The sequence below is a fragment of the Nostoc sp. UHCC 0251 genome, assembly GCF_034932245.1.
Classification (GTDB): Bacteria; Cyanobacteriota; Cyanobacteriia; order Cyanobacteriales; family Nostocaceae; genus Nostoc.
In genome coordinates, this window is sequence record NZ_JAYGHD010000243.1 from 1 (window position 1) to 2,477 (window position 2,477).

4 protein-coding genes are annotated in these 2,477 nt (G+C 37.8%); all 4 read left to right on the forward strand.

The features are described from left to right. Window positions 1-101: 101 nt before the first annotated feature. From VB740_RS17860 to VB740_RS36800, 4 genes are read left to right on the forward strand one after another with little or no spacing between them, the layout of a single operon-like run. Entirely contained in the window at window positions 102-569 is a 468-nt protein-coding gene (locus VB740_RS17860; protein ID WP_323201297.1) for a DUF4870 domain-containing protein, read from the forward strand. A 54-nt stretch (window positions 570-623) separates the two neighbouring features. After that, window positions 624-1,721, forward strand: a complete 1,098-nt coding sequence (locus VB740_RS17865) for a Gfo/Idh/MocA family oxidoreductase (RefSeq protein ID WP_323201298.1) — start codon at window positions 624-626, stop codon at window positions 1,719-1,721. Between the two features lie 7 nt (window positions 1,722-1,728). Next, entirely contained in the window at window positions 1,729-1,974 is a 246-nt protein-coding gene (locus VB740_RS17870) for an HNH endonuclease (protein WP_323201299.1), read from the forward strand. Between the two features lie 36 nt (window positions 1,975-2,010). Next, the gene (locus tag VB740_RS36800; RefSeq protein WP_416290085.1) at window positions 2,011-2,244 is read left to right on the forward strand and encodes a hypothetical protein; all 234 of its coding nucleotides are present in this window, start codon (window positions 2,011-2,013) and stop codon (window positions 2,242-2,244) included. The last annotated feature ends 233 nt before the right edge of the window (window positions 2,245-2,477 follow it).

A 2,477-nucleotide genomic window follows, 5' to 3' on the forward strand; every position in this document is an offset into this window, starting at 1 on the left:
TCTACAAGGTTTTGGGTTTTATATATGTACTTCATTTACCTGAAATCTGCTGTAATTACAATGGGGAATTATCTGGTAAATCCACTTACATATAAAAAACCATGAGAGAAAAACCTAAACAACAAATGCGTATATGGGCGATGTTGTGCCATTTCTCGGCTTTGTTAGGGTGGGTATTATTGGTTTTTTTAGTCTTTTTTGGGATTCCTTTATATTTGCCTTTAAATCTTTTAGCTCCACTGATAATTTGGCGATTAAAAAAAGTCCAATATCCCTGGATTGATTTACAAGGAAAAGAATCCTTAAATTTTCAAATGTCTTTAACAATATATACGTTGATTGTCATATTAATATCGTTATTTTTAATAATAACTACCTTTAGTGTGGCAATGACCACCAATGGTTCAGTTAATCAAATAAAAAACATTTTAGACAGCTTATTAATTGTACTTATGTCATTATTTTTATTCAAATTAGTATTACAATCGTTTGTAGTGACTTTTGCTGCTATAAAAGCTTACAATGGTGAGCATTATCGCTACCCATTGACGGTTAGAATTTTACGATAAAATAGGATTTATTGCGAACAATTTAAATTGCATAGTTATGGAAAGAAAAATTATATGATTGGCATTGCGATCGCAGGCACCGGATTTGGTCAAAAAGTCCACATACCGGGATTTCAAGCACATCCTCAAACTGAGGTAGTTGCTGTTTATCACCGAGATATAAATAAAGCTAAAGCCATAGCAAAATCCTATAATATTCACCACGCCTCTGACTCACTTACTGATATTGTGGCATTACCAGAAGTGCAAGCAGTCAGTATCTCTACACCGCCATTTTTGCATTATGAAATGGCAAAAACCGTATTGCAAGCTGGGAAACATTTATTACTAGAAAAACCTACAACCTTAAATGCAGTTGAGGCTAAAGAACTTTATCAGTTAGCTAAAGCAAAAGGCGTCATTGCGACTGTAGACTTTGAATTTCGCTTTGTACCAGCATGGCAGTTGTTTGCTGAACTATTATCAGAAGACTATGTGGGTAAGTTGCGCCTAATTAAAATTGATTGGTTAGGTTCTTCTCGTGCTGATACTTCACGCCCTTGGAATTGGTACTCTGATAAAAAGAAAGGAGGCGGTGCATTGGGATCTTTGGGTTCTCACGCCTTTGATTATATTCACTGGTTATTCGGGCCAGTTCGGAGATTAAGCGCTCATTTAACTACTGCGATTCCTACACGAGTTGACCCTGTTAGTGGGGAATCTAAGCCAGTTAATACAGATGATAACTGTATCTTAACCCTAGAATTAGCGAATGGTACACCTTGCCAACTTTCTATCAGTGCAGTTGTTCATGCACCAAGAACCCATTGGGTAGAAGTATATGGCGATCGCGGGACATTAATTGTGGGCAGTGAAAATCAAAAAGACTATATACATGGTTTTCGTGTTTGGGCTTCCCAGCCAGGTAAACCTTTAACAGAAATAGAAATACCGAATCGGTTAATTTTCCCCAAAAGTTATGCTGATGGGCGCATTTCTGCATTTATCCGCGTAGTAGACCAATGGGTGCAAGGAATTGATCGCAATCAGGAAATTACACCATCGCTACGAGAAGGAATTTATTCTCAGCTGTTGATGGATTTATCCCATGAATCTCACACAAAAGCAAGTTGGGTAGATGTACCAAGCTTGGAAGAGTTTATTAGCAACTAAAGAGAAAATGAGCAAAACTCCCCGCATTCATATCCCGCCAGAAGTAAAAAAATATGTTTTTCAACGTGACAAATATCAATGCCAAAGTTGCGGTAAAACCGCTGGAGAAACTGACCTCAGTATTGACCATATCATTCCCCTTTTTCGTGGTGGTCAAAATGATATTAGCAATCTACAAACCCTCTGTTTAACGTGCAATCAGCAGAAATCAAGCAGCATTGATTCCCGCTTCCAGCGATATTTTAAACTTTAGGTTAGGATTGGATGAGCTATTAATTTCTCACCATCTATGCCTCAAAATCACAATAGCAATTCTCTAAGATTCTTCAATATTAAAACTACGATTCTCTCCCTATTCGCGGTCATAGCTGTTTTAGTAGTATCCTTTCCTTGGTTATATGAGATTAAAACGAAAGCTGGGATCGATATATCACGTGGACGCCATGCAGGAACCTTTTTTGAAAAACATACCCGCGGAGTCTTCAGGTGTGAGTGGCTTTATCCCTACTATTGCGATCGCTAGTTAAGTAAAAGAAATTAAAAAGAGAAGGGGGAAATTTTCCCCTTCTCTCTCTCTGCGTGAAATTTTGATCTCGACTGACTTAACCGAACTTGATATGACCCAATACGCTTGGGTTAAGGGCTAAGGGTGCGATCGTTAGAAATTTAACCAAACCTATTGTACAAAATTGTGGGTTTTTGAGACGCGATAAATCGCCGTCTCTACAAGTGTTTTGGTCTTATCTGAACTGTATT